This is a genomic window from Lentzea kentuckyensis, assembly GCF_002150765.1.
Taxonomy (GTDB): domain Bacteria; phylum Actinomycetota; class Actinomycetes; order Mycobacteriales; family Pseudonocardiaceae; genus Lentzea; species Lentzea kentuckyensis.
The window spans coordinates 1-1,123 of record NZ_MUYM01000212.1; the positions used below are offsets into that span (position 1 = coordinate 1).

Here is a 1,123-nt window from a genome sequence, read left to right on the forward strand (position 1 = left end):
CCTCGGGCAAGCCGGAAATCACCATCCCCCTCCCGCTCCCCCTGCCCACCATCTCGCTCCCACTACTGCCCGGCATCAGCTTCGGCTGAGTCGAGGTCTTACCTCGCAACCTGATCGCTAGGCTTGTCACATGGCAGGCAACCGTGAGGTGGAGAGCGACCGGCTGGCCGAGCTAGCCGGCGAGGCATCGGCCGAGGCGGCGATCAGGGCTGCCGCAGCAGCGCCCGAACTCGAAGCCTCACTGGCGGTCCCCACGGACCTGACCGCGGCAGCGTTCTTCGACGTCGACAACACGATGATGATGGGCGCCTCGATCTTCCACTTCGCCCGAGGCCTGGCCGCGCGCAAGTACTTCTCCTCCTCCGACCTGGCAGGCTTCGTCTGGCAACAGCTGAAGTTCCGAGTAGGCGGCCGAGAAGACCCGGAATCGGTCAAAGCCAGCCGCGAACAGGCCCTCTCCTTCGTGGCAGGCCGCAGCGTCGCCGAACTGGTCTCCCTGGGCGAGGAGATCTACGACGAACTGATGGCCGACCGCATCTGGAAGGGCACCCAAGCCCTGGCCCAAATGCACCTGGACGCAGGCCAACGCGTCTGGCTGGTAACCGCCACCCCAGTGGAACTGGCCCAAATCATCGCCCGCCGCCTGGGCCTGACCGGCGCCCTGGGCACAGTCTCGGAATCCGAAGACGGCATCTACACGGGCCGCCTGGTAGGCGACCTCCTGCACGGCAAGGCCAAGGCCCAAGCCGTCCGCTCCCTGGCCGCCAAAGAGGGCCTGGACCTACGCCGCTGCACGGCCTACTCGGACTCCTCGAACGACGTCCCGATGCTTTCAGTGGTAGGCACCGCAGTAGCAGTGAACCCCGATTCCCAGTTGCGCGAAATCTCCCGCCGCAAGGGCTGGGAAATCCGAGACTTCAGAACGGGCCGAAAAGCAGCAAAAATCGGCGTCCCGTCTGTACTGGGCGCGGGTGCCTTGGCCGGTGCGGTGGCGGCCACGCTGGCATACCGACGCCGCGTGAAGTAAAGGCGACGCCGAACCGCACCACCTACGCAACGCGCAGCCGCCGTAAGCAACAGGCGAGCCGCCCGACGCAAGGTGACCACCCACCCCACTCGCGTC

General features: G+C 66.4%; 1 protein-coding gene. It reads left to right on the forward strand.

From position 1 onward, the window contains the following. The first annotated feature begins 130 nt into the window (after positions 1–130). Complete coding sequence (locus B0F77_RS46005) at positions 131–1,027, forward strand: HAD family hydrolase (RefSeq protein WP_086669334.1); 897 nt, start codon at positions 131–133, stop codon at positions 1,025–1,027. The last annotated feature ends 96 nt before the right edge of the window (positions 1,028–1,123 follow it).